11 protein-coding genes are annotated in these 12,238 nt (G+C 69.1%); 3 read left to right on the top strand and 8 right to left on the bottom strand.

Annotation, left to right across the window (positions count from 1 at the left end):
- Positions 1-115 precede the first annotated feature (115 nt).
- The 7 genes from RU09_RS10660 to RU09_RS10630 form a co-directional block, all read right to left on the bottom strand.
- A complete protein-coding gene (locus tag RU09_RS10660; RefSeq protein WP_042540393.1) occupies positions 116-796 on the bottom strand; it encodes an ABC transporter permease in 681 nt (226 codons plus the stop codon).
- A complete protein-coding gene (locus RU09_RS10655; protein ID WP_082041094.1) occupies positions 793-1,680 on the bottom strand; it encodes an ABC transporter ATP-binding protein in 888 nt (295 codons plus the stop codon). The genes RU09_RS10660 and RU09_RS10655 overlap by 4 nt, the downstream gene beginning before the upstream one ends.
- Positions 1,681-1,744: 64 nt before the next feature.
- Complete coding sequence (locus RU09_RS10650) at positions 1,745-2,047, bottom strand: DUF427 domain-containing protein (protein WP_042540391.1); 303 nt, start codon at positions 2,045-2,047, stop codon at positions 1,745-1,747.
- Positions 2,048-2,248: 201 nt separating this feature from the next.
- The gene (locus tag RU09_RS10645; RefSeq protein WP_042540389.1) at positions 2,249-3,682 is read right to left on the bottom strand and encodes a dihydrolipoyl dehydrogenase family protein; all 1,434 of its coding nucleotides are present in this window, start codon (positions 3,680-3,682) and stop codon (positions 2,249-2,251) included.
- A gap of 438 nt (positions 3,683-4,120) precedes the next feature.
- Positions 4,121-5,491: an MFS transporter gene (locus RU09_RS10640; protein WP_042540387.1), complete on the bottom strand. Its 1,371-nt coding sequence runs from the start codon at positions 5,489-5,491 to the stop codon at positions 4,121-4,123.
- A 57-nt stretch (positions 5,492-5,548) separates the two neighbouring features.
- On the bottom strand, positions 5,549-6,658 hold the full coding sequence (locus RU09_RS10635) for a lactonase family protein (protein ID WP_052492936.1): 1,110 nt from the start codon (positions 6,656-6,658) through the stop codon (positions 5,549-5,551).
- 7 nt (positions 6,659-6,665) lie between these two features.
- A complete protein-coding gene (locus RU09_RS10630; protein ID WP_042540385.1) occupies positions 6,666-7,952 on the bottom strand; it encodes an adenylosuccinate synthase in 1,287 nt (428 codons plus the stop codon).
- A 238-nt stretch (positions 7,953-8,190) separates the two neighbouring features.
- On the opposite strand from RU09_RS10630, the gene RU09_RS10625 reads away from it, so the two are divergent.
- Positions 8,191-9,123 carry a DMT family transporter gene (locus RU09_RS10625; protein WP_052492938.1) on the top strand — a complete coding sequence of 311 codons (933 nt, stop codon included), beginning with the start codon at positions 8,191-8,193 and terminating at the stop codon, positions 9,121-9,123.
- A 148-nt stretch (positions 9,124-9,271) separates the two neighbouring features.
- Positions 9,272-9,994 carry a Pr6Pr family membrane protein gene (locus RU09_RS10620; RefSeq protein WP_042540383.1) on the top strand — a complete coding sequence of 241 codons (723 nt, stop codon included), beginning with the start codon at positions 9,272-9,274 and terminating at the stop codon, positions 9,992-9,994.
- Here RU09_RS10620 and RU09_RS10615 read toward each other — a convergent pair.
- On the bottom strand, positions 9,969-10,847 hold the full coding sequence (locus RU09_RS10615; protein WP_156145904.1) for a hypothetical protein: 879 nt from the start codon (positions 10,845-10,847) through the stop codon (positions 9,969-9,971). The genes RU09_RS10620 and RU09_RS10615 overlap by 26 nt on opposite strands.
- A gap of 228 nt (positions 10,848-11,075) precedes the next feature.
- Here RU09_RS10615 and RU09_RS10610 point away from each other — a divergent pair, with 228 nt between their 5' ends.
- A complete protein-coding gene (locus tag RU09_RS10610; RefSeq protein ID WP_231567513.1) occupies positions 11,076-12,236 on the top strand; it encodes an AAA family ATPase in 1,161 nt (386 codons plus the stop codon).
- Positions 12,237-12,238 lie beyond the last annotated feature (2 nt).

The raw sequence follows: 12,238 nt of genomic DNA, 5'->3' as shown, positions 1-12,238 counted from the left end.
ATGACCACCGAGATCGCTGTGAGCGTCAGGTGCTCGCCGAGGAGTTTCGGCAGGGCGTAGTTGCCGGTCCACTGGGCCGGGGCCAGCATCCACGCGAATGCTTCGAGGAAGAGGTTCATGCGGGCGCCCCCACCACGACGGGCCGCGCCGTGCTCGTCTTCGTCGCCGCACGCGTCCACGGCATGAGTGCCCGACCCGCGAGCAGAAGCAGCAGGTCGATCACCAGGGCGATGACGACGACGGCGATGATGCCGGCGAACACCTCGGCGATGATGCGGCGATCGAGGCCGTTGGTGAAGAGGTAGCCGAGGTTCGTGATGCCGATCAGGATGCCGACGGTCGCGAGCGAGATGGTGCTGACCGCGGTGACCCGCAGACTCGCCAGGATCACCGGGCCGGCGAGCGGGAACTCGACCGCCCAGAAGCGCCGGAAGGACCCGAATCCGGTGGCCGTCGCCGCCTGGCGGATGTCGTCGTCGACGGAGTCGAGGCCGTCGGAGACTCCCCGCACGAGGATGGCGATGGCGTAGATCGTCAACGCGATGATGAGGTTGGTCTCGCTGCGGGCCGAGTATCCCGCGACCGACGGCAGCAGGATCAGCAGGGCCAGCGAGGGGATCGTATAGAGCAGCCCCGTGAGCACGATGATCGGCCCGCGCACGAGCTTGAATCTCCACGCGACCCAGCCGAGGGGCAGCGACAGCACGAAACCGAGCACGATCGGGATGATGCTCTGACGCAGGTGAACCAGAGTCAGCTCGAGGATCAGGTCGAGGTTGTCGACGACCCAGTTCACGTGAGCCCACTCTGCACGGCGCCCAGGGCGGCGGCATCCGGCCCTGCGAGCGGACCGTCGGACTTCTCGGCCTCAGCCACGATCGCGCCCTGCGTGCGACCCTCGGAGTCGACCACGACGGTGCCGTGGGGCGTCTCCTTCAGGTGCAGCGCGCGGCGGCCTCGGTCGGCTCCGATGAAGGAGGCGACGAAATCGTCTGCCGGGTTCTCGATGATCTCGCTCGGGCTGCCCACCTGGACGATGCGCGCACCCTTGTCGAGGATCACGACCTGATCGCCGAGCAGGAAGGCCTCGTCGATGTCGTGCGTGACGAACACCACGGTCTTGTCGAGCTCGTGCTGCAGCCGAAGGGTCTCCTGCTGCAGGTCGGCGCGCACGATCGGGTCGACCGCGCCGAACGGCTCGTCCATCAGGAGGATGTTCGGATCCGCTGCGAGGCCACGGGCCACACCGACGCGCTGCTGCTGACCGCCCGAGAGCTGGCTCGGATACCGCTCGGCCAGCGACTGGTCGAGGCCGACGGTCTTCAGCAGCTCCCGCGCGCGCTCGTGTGCCGGCGCCTTCTTCACACCTGTGAGACGCAGCACGGTGGCCACGTTGTCGATCACCGTGAAGTGCGGCATCAGACCCGAGTTCTGCATGACGTAACCGATGCGGCGACGCAGCGCGACGGGGTCGCCGCCGAGCACGCTCTCGCCGTCGATCTCGACCTCACCCGAGGTCGGCTCGACCATGCGGTTGATCATGCGCAGCAGTGTGGTCTTGCCGCATCCCGAGGATCCGACGAACACCGTCGTCTTGCGTGACGGCAGCACCAGGCTGAAGTCCTTGACGGCGGTCGTGCCGTCGGGGAACTGCTTGGTGACGTTGCGGAACTCGATCACGATTATTCTCCGGTCGGTCGATCGACGAGGCGGGCGTCACCGCCCCGGCTGCGGCATACAGAGGTCATGCGGAGACTTCGACCCGGGGGTCGAACGCGACGAAGCCCGAGAAATCCTTGCCGACGCGGTCGAAGGCACTGGGGAACGGAGTGGGGTACGACCATGCGTAGTCGGTGTGCAGCTCGCCGCCCGCCTGCACGGAGTAGTACTGCGCATCGCCCTTCCAGGGGCACGTGTACTGGGTCGGGCTCTCGACGAGCGCTCCCTCGGTGATCGATGCGGGCGGGAAGTACCAGTTGCCCTCGATGCGGGCGAGATCGCTCTCGTCCGCTTCGGCGATGACGGTTCCTGCGAGTACAGCCTTCATGGTCCTGCCTCCTCGGATGTGGGTTCGAGCGTATAAGAGGTGTGCGACATTCGGCCGGGGGTTGCGCCCGGGGCCGTCAATATGGGAAACAATCCTGCTCCGGGCGCGCCGATCGCGCCAGGTCTCTCACCGGCTGTTCGGAGCGGATGGCGCCGCGGATGGCGCCGCGCGGCATCCGCTCTTCGCATCCGCCCGACACGATCATGCCGAGTCCCGCCCGTAGGTCTCGAGCAGTCGCAGCCAGATCTCACTGATGGTGGGGTAGGCCGGAACCGCGTGCCAGAGCCGGGCGATCGGCACCTCGCCGACGATCGCCACGGTGGCCGTCTGCACGAGCTCGGCGACCTCAGGGCCCACGAACGTCGCACCGACGATGACATCGCGTTCCTTGTCGATGACGAGTCGCGCCTGGCCCTCGAACCCGTCTTCGTAGAGGCTCGCGCCGGCGACCGAGCCGAGGTCGTAGTCGATCACGGCGACGTCGGTGCCCGCCTTGCGGGCGTCCGCCTCAGTCAGACCGACGGACGCCACCTCGGGGAACGAGAAGGTGACCTGCGGAGCCCCTGCGCTGTCTGCGGTCGCCACGTGCTTGCCCCAGGGAGCGCCGTCGACATCCTCACCCTTGGCGCGTGCGGCGATCACGTCTCCGGCAGCGCGGGCCTGGTACTTGCCCTGGTGCGTGAGCAGAACCCGGCCGTTGACGTCGCCGACCGCATAGAGCCAGTCCGACCCGGGCACCCGCAGTGTGTCGTCGACGGTGATCCAGCGCCCGGCCTCGAGGCCGACGACGTCGAGGCCGATGTCGCCGCTGCGCGGAGAGCGCCCCGTGGCCACGAGCACCTCGGTCGCCGTGACCGTCGATCCGTCGTCGAGCACGATCGAGACGCCGTCGTCGCCGCGCGTGACGCTCGTGGTGCCGGTGTCTGTGCGCACGTCGACGCCGAGCTCCTTCAGCCCTGCCGCGACCCGCTCGCCCGCGAAGGGCTCCATCGACCCCAGCAGACCGCTGCGGGCGATGATCGTGACCGTGGATCCGAGCGCCGCATATGCCGTCGCCATCTCGACGGCGACCACTCCGCCGCCGATCACCGCGAGCGACTCCGGAAGCTCCTCGGCGCTGGTCGCCTCGCGGCTGGTCCAGGGAGCGGACTCCTGCAGCCCCTCGATCGGCGGGATCACGGCATCCGACCCCGTGCTGATCGCGACCGCGTGGCGGGCGTGGAGCACACGGGTGCCGCCATCGGCATCCGTCACCGTCACCTCGCGCTCGCCCGTGAGGCGACCGTGTCCGCGGGCGAGGTCGATGCCGGCCGAGTCGAGCCACTTCACCTGCCCGTCGTCAGACCAGTTGCTCGTGAACGAGTCGCGACGGTCGAACACCGCGCGCACGTCGAGCCTTCCCGTCACGGCCTCGGCCGAGCCCTTGACCTTCTGCGCCGCGCGCAGTGCCTGGGCCGGACGCAGCAGGGCCTTCGACGGCATGCAGGCCCAGTACGAGCACTCACCGCCGACCAGCTCGCTCTCCACGATGATCGCGGTCAAGCCGTTCTGCACGGCGCGGTCGGCGACGTTCTCGCCCACCGGTCCGCCGCCCAGGACGATCAGGTCGTATTCGTCTGTCTTCTCAGCAGTCATGAGATGCACCTCTCCGTCGCCCAGTCTTGCTCAAGAGCAACGTCGAGTCACGGGCCGGTTGTTCCGTGGAGGCGTCGCCGGGCGCGTCGCCGGTCTCCCCGCGCGCCTCGTCGGGGCTCGATCCGGGGCTCGACCCGGGGGATCCGATCCGTCTGCAGGACCGATCCGATCCGTCTGCAGGACCGATCCGATCCGTCTGCAGGACCGAGGCACGTTCGCAGGACCAGATCCGCCCTTTCGTCCTGCATCTGTGCCGCGGTCCTGCACACGGACGAGCCCGCCGCTCCAACACCCCACCACGCAACCCAGCACCCGGCACCCGTCCTCCGGTCATGGCTCGCCGCCGTGAACGATTCAGCACGAACCGGCCGAATCGCCCCCGATGCCACCCGTTTCGGCCGAATCAACGCCATCCATGCTGAGTTGTGAACGGCCGACTCACGGCTCCCGGGGCGCGACGCGCACGGCGAGCACCGCCGCGGCGAGCGCGATGATCGCGGCGAAGGCGAACACCGCGATGAACGGATCTCCCGCCGCGGCCAGCCCGGTGAACAGCACGCCCGTGATCGCGAGGGCCAGCGCACTGCCGAAGGAGTCGGCCACGGTCATGGCAGAGCTGTTGAAGCCCTGGTTCTCGGGCGCCGACATCTCGAGGGTCAGGGCGCTGGTCCTCGGGCTCATCAGGCCCATGCCGGCGCCCGCGACGATCCACGCGACGATGATGACGACCACGGGTGCAGCGAGCACGGTGGCGACGAGGGCGAGAACCACGCCCACGACCACCAGCACCGTTCCGATGCGCACGGCCCGCACACTCGAGAGCCTGGCGCCCATGCGTCCCTGCACGGTGGCGGCCGCCGACCAGGCGAGTGCGCCGCCCGTGAGCGAGAGCCCGGCGACGGTCGGCGAGACCTCGTAGCGCTCGGTCAGCAGGTAGGGGATGTAGACCTGAGCACCGAAGAACCCCGCGGCGGCGAGACCGCGCACGAGCAGCACCGACGGCAGACCCCGTTGCGCCCGCAGCGTGCCCTTCGGCAGCAGCGCACGAACGGCGACGAGGGCCACGACCACGGCTGCGGCCGCGAGCACAGGCCCGGCTCCCGGCAGATCGCCGACGAGATTCAGTGCGAGCACGGCGACCGCGGCGAGCACCGACCAGCCGAGCCGCCCGAAGGCCCACGGCGTGGTGGCGTCGCCCTCGCCCGAGAGTCCTCGGAGAGCAGGGACGACCATGAGCAGCGCGGGGACGACCAGGAAGACGACGCCGAGGAACACCCAGTGCCAGCTCCAGATCTCGGTGACGGCCCCGGCGACGGTGGGCCCGACCAGGGAGGGAACGACCCAGGCCGCAGCGAAACCCGCGAAGATCGCCGGATGCAGGTCACGCGGGTACACGCGGGCGACGACCACGTAGAGCGCCACCATCAGCCCGCCGTTGCCGAGACCCTGCGCGAAGCGCCCGGCCACGAGAACTTCCATGCTCGGCGCGAGTCCGGCGACGATCAGCCCGATCACGAACAGGCCCACCGAGGCGTAGAGCGGAGCCACGGGCCCGCGGCGATCCGCCCAGTTGCCCGCCACGGCCATGCCGATGACTCCGGTGGCCAGGGGCCCCGCGAACGCGAGGGCGTACAGCCGTTCGCCGTCGAGGTCGGCACTCACCGCAGGCATCACCGTGGTGACGGCGAGGGACTCGAACGCCCCCAGGAACACGAGCGCGCAGGCGCCGACGGTGATCCAGAGGTAGGCGCCGCTCAGGATGCCGGTGGCGGGCTTCGCGGTCGGAACGGCATCGGTGTCTATGGTCATAGGCTCGACCGTAGAACCTCAATAAAGGTTGAGGTCAAGCTGCGGCCTGCGACCGCCTCAGCGCACCGGCAGGATGTGCGTGGGCGCCGGAGCCTGGGCGATGTGCCGGATGTCGAGCGGTGCCCCCGTGCGCTCGTCGAGGTCGATCAGTGCGACGGTGTCGGAGCGCTGCCCCGCGACGAGCAGCTTGCCCTCGTGCACGAGGTGATGGCGCGGCCAGTCGACCCCCGAGTCGGCGAGCGCGATCGCCTCGAGCGCTTCACCTCCGCCGCGCACGCGCAGCGCGGCGATGGTGTTGCTGCCGCGCAGGGCCGTATAGAGGAACCGGGCGTCGCGGGTGCGGGCGAGCTCGGCGGGGAAGTCCACGCCGATCTCGGCGACGGGGCTCGCGAGCACCGACGACACGACCGCCCACGTGCCGTCGCGTCCTGCGGCGAGCGTGAAAACCTCGCACGAGTACTCGGTGACCACGTGCAGGTGGCCGCTGGGGTGCGCGACCATGTGACGCGGACCGGTGCCGACGGGCAGCACGACCTCGTGATCGAGCACGAGGCCTCCGGCGATTGGACGCCAGATGCGCACGAGGTCGAAACCGAGGTCGGTCGTCGCGATGCGCCCGTCCGCGAGGAAGGCCGCGGAATGCGCATGCGAGGAGCGCGCATCGCCGGTGGCGGTCAGTTCACCGGAGTACGGATCGGATGCCGCGGCGGCCACGCCGGCCGGCGCCGTCTCCTCGAGCGGTTCGCCGAGGAGTGCCGCGCGCAGCTCGGCGGCCTTGTTCACGGCATCCGGCACCAGCTGTCCCTGCGCGTCGATGCCGATGCGCACGACTCGCCCGTCGCCGTAGCAGCTCGCGATGAGGAACGATCCGCTCGACGACACCGCCACGTGGCACACGCCGTCGCCCGCGGCGACCGGCTCGCCGAGCGGCCGCAGAGCCGACTCGCCGCTGCGGCCGAACGCCTGCACACCGGCATCCCCCTCGAGCGCCGCATAGACGACATCGAGCGACGGATGCTGCGCCAGCCACGACGGCGAGGAGGTCTGGGTGACCGCACCGCGGTACTCGAGCGCTGTCGGCGCGCTCTCGTCACCGGCGAGCAGGCCGATGCCCTCGGCGGAGCCGTCCATCGCGGGGCCGTACCCGCCGAGCCAGAAGCGTGTCACGGGGCGCTCAGTCGAGCAGGTCGTGGCGCACGATGACCTGGTCGCGCTCGGGGCCCACGCCGATGACCGAGATGCGCGTGTTGCTCATGCCCTCGAGTGCGATCACGTAGTCCTGCGCGTTCTTCGGCAGGTCGTCGAAGGTGCGCGCGGTCGAGATGTCCTCGCTCCAGCCGGGGAAGTACTCGAGCACGGGCGTCGCGTGGTGGAAGTCGGTCTGGTTGACCGGCACCTCGTCGAAGCGCCGACCGTCGACGTCGTAGGCGACGCACACCGGGATCTGCTCGAGTCCGGTCAGGATGTCGAGCTTGGTGAGCACGAGATCGGTGATGCCGTTGACCCGGGTCGCGTAGCGCGTGATCGGGGCGTCGTACCAGCCGACGCGGCGCGGCCGGCCGGTGGTGGTGCCGAACTCGAAGCCGCGCGAGCGCAGCCATTCGCCCTGCTCGTCGAACAGCTCGGTCGGGAACGGGCCCGAGCCGACGCGGGTCGTGTAGGCCTTGACGATGCCGACGATGCGGTCGAGAGCGCCGGGTCCGATGCCCGAGCCGGTCGATGCACCACCGGCGGTGGCCGACGACGACGTGACGAACGGATAGGTGCCGTGGTCGACGTCGAGCATCGTGGCCTGGCCGCCCTCGAACACGACGACCTCGCCGCGGCGCAGAGCCTCGTCGAGCAGGTATCCGGTGTCGGCGACCATGGGCCGCAGGCGCTCGGCATACGACAGCAGGTCTTCGACGATCTCGTCCGCGGTGATCGCTCGACGGTTGAAGATCTTCACCAGCAGGTGGTTCTTCTGGTCGAGGGCGCCCTCGACCTTCTGACGCAGGATGTTCTCGTCGAAGAGGTCCTGCACGCGGATTCCGACGCGGTTGATCTTGTCGGCGTAGGCCGGACCGATGCCGCGGCCGGTCGTGCCGATCATGCGCTTGCCGAGGAAGCGCTCGGTGACCTTGTCGAGCGTGCGGTGGTACTGGGTGATCAGGTGCGCGTTGGCGCTCACCTTGAGGCGCGAGACGTCGATGCCGCGGCCGCCGAGCGCCTCGAGCTCGCTGAAGAGCACTTCGAGGTCGATCACGACGCCGTTTCCGATCACCGGGGTCACCCCTGGCGACAGGATGCCCGAGGGCAGCAGGTGCAGCGCGTACTTCTCGTTGCCGACCACGACGGTGTGGCCCGCGTTGTTGCCGCCGTTGAACTTTACGACCCAGTCGGTGCGCTCGCCGAGCAGGTCGGTGGCCTTGCCCTTGCCTTCATCGCCCCACTGGACGCCGACGATAACGATTCCTGGCATGGGTATCCCCCTTGCTTTCGCCGGGTTTGCACCGGCTGATGAGCTGGCCCTCTTCGGGCGGCTCCATCCTATCGAAGGTCGTTCGCCGACCCTCCGGGCTGCGGGGCGGCAACGCGTCGCTGCCGGCGGATCCCGTCCTCGGGGCGCCGGCGGACTCGACGGAGGACTGGCGGAAAAGCACCGGATGCTGTCACTCACGCGCATCGCCGATGTCGGTGGCCGGTGCCAGGATCGAAGGATGCCGAAGACCGGTCGCGCGATCCGCGACGACAGCCTGACCACAGCGAAGCCTCGAACCCAGGGCCCGCTCGTGCTCGTCGCCGCTCTGGTGACGGTGGTGCTGTGGGCGTCGGCGTTCATCGGCATCCGCGGCGCAGGGCCGCACTTCGATCCGGGCGCGCTGGCGCTGCTGCGCATGGCTGTGGGCACCGCCGTGCTCGCGATCATCGCGGTGCGCCACGGCATCCGTCTGCCCGAACGCCGGCACTGGTGGCTCGTGGCGGTGTGGGGCGTGGGGTGGTTCTGCGTCTACAACCTGGCCCTGAACGCCGCCGAGCGCACGCTCGACGCGGGCACCGCGGCGATGGTGGTCAACCTCGCGCCGCTCATGGTCGTGGTCTTCAGCGGGCTCTTCCTGCGTGAGGGTTTTCCCAAGCCCCTCATCATCGGAGCGCCGATCGCGTTCCTCGGGGTCGTGCTGATCGGCATGAACTCATCGACGAGCGAGGGACCCGACATCACCGGATTGCTGCTCGCGCTGCTCGCCGCCGTGATGTACGCGGGATGCACCCTGCTGCAGAAGCGCCTGCTCAGCGCGGGCACCGATGCGACCACATTGACCTTCCTGGGCGCCGCCGCCGGCACCGTCGCGCTGCTCCCCTGGGTGGGCAGTCTGATCGGCGCGCTGCAGACCGCTCCGCTCGGCTCGACGCTGTGGGTCGTGTATCTCGGCATCTTCCCGACGGCGATCGCCTTCACGACCTGGGCGTACGTGCTGCAGCGCAGCACCGCCGGCCAGACCTCAGCGACCACCTACGTCGTGCCGGCGATCGCGATCCTCCTGTCGTGGGCGATCCTCGGCGAGGTGCCGACCCTGCTCATGTTCGTCGGCGGCGCGCTGTGCCTGCTCGGAGTGCTCGTGACCCGGATGCGGTGGGGCCGTCGCTCCTGACGATCGCGACTCTCCCGTCGAGCCACCTCCCGTCGAGCCCCCCTCCCGTCGAGCCACGGGCAGTCCCCTCGTCGGCGGCCTCGCATATCGGTATTTCGGTCTAGCGATCGCACGCACCCCGACCGATAAAGTGTGCGCGGAGGCGAATATGACGACCTGGTGGCCCTTCGCACGACTCGCAGCAGCCGTGCTCGGACTCGCGGCTATCGTCGCACAGCTCGCCCGCAGCATCGAGAACGCTCTCGCGGCCACCACGGAGTGGGGCCAGCACCTGCCGACGGTCGCGGCGAACTTCCTCAGCTTCTTCACGATCCTGTCGAACGTGCTCGCCGTGATCATTCTGACGATCGGCGCGATCTGGGCACTGCGCCACCGACACGGCACCGAGCCCGAGCCGACGTGGTTCGCGGTCCTGCTGGCCTGCGTGAGCACCTACATGATCGTCACCGGCATCGTCTACAACACGCTTCTCCGCAACGTCGAACTGCCCCAGGGCGTGACCGTGCCGTGGTCGAACGAGGTGCTGCACGTCGTCATCCCGCTGTTCCTCCTGGCCGACCTGCTGTTCGCCCCTCGACGACGGGCACTCGGCTGGAGCGCTGTCGCCATCATCGCGATCTTCCCGATCGTCTGGGTCGTCTACACGATGATCCGCGCGAACTTCATCATCGCCCCCGCGACCGGCGAGGCCTGGTGGTATCCGTACCCGTTCCTGAACCCGCACCGGGTGCCCGGCGGCTACCTCGGCGTCTCGGGATACATCATCGGAATCGCGATCGCCATCATCGGCGTCGCGTGCGTGGTGGTCTGGGTCGGCCGCCGGCGCGGCACCGCGACGGACTCGGCTAGCGGATCGCGCCCTCGGGGCTGAACACCGAGAGCACCGGAGCACTCACATGCTGCGGGGTCGTGGCGACGGCCGCCCGCGGATCGAGAAGTCGGATCGGAACCCGGTCTCCGCGAAGCTCCTCCCGGGTCGACCGCTCCAGTCGATAGAGGCGGAGCGCGAGCCACAGCAGCGTCCCGTCCACCCCGAGCGCGCCGGGGTCGACGTCGATCACGCCGCGCCTGCGTGAGAACGGATGACGCCACCGCTCCCGATAGCTGACAGCCCCGGGACGCACGGCGACCTTGAGCACGATCGAGTTGTTCATCCCGACGCCGACGTCGATGCTCAGGATGTCGTCCCAGTGCACTTCGGCATCGAGGTGGAAGGTCGCGGATCCGAGACCGCGCGGATGCAGGAACAGTCGCCGAGACTGCCGCAGCGAGATCAGGTGACTGACGATCGGACCGAGCAGCAGAACCGCGAACACCGCCCACACGACACTCCACGCACCACTGACGGTCACCGCGGCGACCGCGAAGGTCGACGCAGCGGCGAGCGCCGCGACGAGGATCATCGCGGGCACGAGCTTCGATCCGGGAAGGAGGATCCCCCCGGGGACGCTCGCGCTCGCCCGGCTGATGTCCTCCGCGCTGACGCGTCGGCGAGTCAGGGTCGTGAGCCACAGCGTCACCGCGATCACCCACCAGAGCGCGGGGACGGCGATGAGCACACCCAGGATCGGGCGCATGGATGCGGTGTCGTGCAGATACATCCAGACGCACAGCACAGTGGCGACGGCCGCGAGGATCAGGTTCAGCACCACCACGGCCACCCACAGCGGTCGTCCGATCGCGTACTCGAGCGCACTGCGCGGCATCGTTCTGGGTTGCTTCATCGTTCCCGCATCATCCGAAGATCGAAAGTTCAGCTAACCACGGGGTCATCGCACCTGCCGATATACGCGTCGGCTCGCACCAGGGTCGACGACGTCGAGCCGCCGGATGGTGCATCTGTGATCTCGACCTGCATCCGTGCCCGGGCCGAAGCGGCGAGATCGGATGCGGTTACGCTGGTCGACGGGGGGTCGTCTACGCGTCCCCCGTGGGAACGAGGAGACATACCGATGAACGAGCCCTACGCGCCCGGCCCCTCTGCAGGTTCGACGCCGCCTCCGCCTCCGGCGCCCTCCGCCCAGGCAGCCCCACCGGCGCCTCCCGCTCCTGCGACCCGCGCCGAGGCATCCGCAGCGTCCGCTCCCGCGGCCCCTGCGGCGTCGACGTCTGCGAGCAAGAAGTCCGAGGCCCCTTCCGAGGCTGAGCTTCAGCGCGCAAGTGCCGTGCTCAAGACCGTGTCAGACGCGTACTCGGCCAAGATGGTCGGCCAGGAGCGCCTGCGCATGAGCCTGCTGATCTCGCTGATCGCCGGTGGGCACATCCTGCTCGAGAGTGTGCCCGGCCTCGCGAAGACGACCGCGGCGAGCACGCTCGCCGACACGGTCAGAGCGCAGTTCAAGCGCATCCAGTGCACCCCCGACCTGCTGCCCAGCGACATCACCGGCAACCAGATCTACGACGCCGCGACGGGCTCGTTCCGCACCGTGCTCGGCCCGGTGCACGCGAACTTCGTGCTGCTCGACGAGATCAACCGGTCGAGCGCCAAGACCCAGAGCGCCATGCTCGAGGCGATGCAGGAGCACCAGACCACGATCGGCGGCGAGGTGCATCATCTGCCCAAGCCGTTCCTCGTGATCGCGACGCAGAACCCGATCGAGCAGGAGGGCACCTACGAGCTGCCCGAGGCGCAGATGGACCGCTTCCTGCTGAAGGAGATCGTCGAGTACCCGAGCCCGGCCGAGGAGTTCGAGATCCTCGGGCGCATCGACTCGGGGGTGCTCGACCCCGACCGCCATGTCTCGAGCGCGATCAGCCTCGACGACGTGCACATGCTGCAGGACGTGGCGAGTCGCATCTACGTCGACCCGGCCATCCGCAACTACATCGTCTCGATCGCGTACGTGACCCGAAACCCCGCGCCGTACATCGGCGAAGAGCGCGCGCGCTTCATCAAGTACGGCGCGAGCCCTCGTGCGAGCATCGCGTTCCTGCAGGCATCTCGGGCTCTGGCGCTGCTGAACGGACGCGGCCACGTGATCCCGGAAGACATCCGCTCGCTGCGCCATCTCGTGCTGCGCCACCGCGTGCTGCTGACCTTCGAGGCCGACGCAGAGGGCATCCGCAGCGAGGAGATCATCGACCAGATCTTCGCCGCAGTGCCCACCCCCTGACC

It is taken from the genome of Microbacterium sp. MEJ108Y (genome assembly GCF_000834175.1).
GTDB classification, from domain to species: domain Bacteria; phylum Actinomycetota; class Actinomycetes; order Actinomycetales; family Microbacteriaceae; genus Microbacterium; species Microbacterium forte.
This window is presented reverse-complemented; position numbering and strand designations above follow the sequence as displayed.